Origin of the sequence: Mycobacterium intermedium, assembly GCF_002086275.1 — a bacterium.
GTDB classification, from domain to species: Bacteria; Actinomycetota; Actinomycetes; order Mycobacteriales; family Mycobacteriaceae; genus Mycobacterium; species Mycobacterium intermedium.
On the sequence record NZ_MVHT01000345.1, the window covers coordinates 1 to 314 of the forward strand.

Here is a 314-nt window from a genome sequence, read left to right on the forward strand (position 1 = left end):
GGGATCGCCGGCACGGTGGAGTTCCGCACCGATGTGTTCGATGCGGCCAGCATCGAGGCGCTGCTGCAACGCTGGGAACGGGTGTTGGCGGCGATGGTCGCCAACCCAGGGCAGCGGTTGTCGGCGATCGATGTGCTGGACCCAGCCGAGCATGCTCGGTTGGCCGAGTTGGGTCGACGGTCGGTGCTGGCCCGCCCGGCCGATACCACGGGGTCGGTGCCGGTGTTGTTCGCCGCGCAGGTGGCCCGCACGCCGGATGCGGTGGCGCTGACTTTCGAGGGATCGTCGTTGTCGTATCGGGAGCTGGATGAGGC

The 314-nt window shown here is 68.8% G+C and carries 1 protein-coding gene; it reads left to right on the top strand.

Annotation, left to right across the window (positions count from 1 at the left end):
- A partial coding sequence (locus tag BST27_RS30960; protein WP_139805537.1) for a hypothetical protein occupies positions 1-314 on the top strand: 314 nt, incomplete at both ends.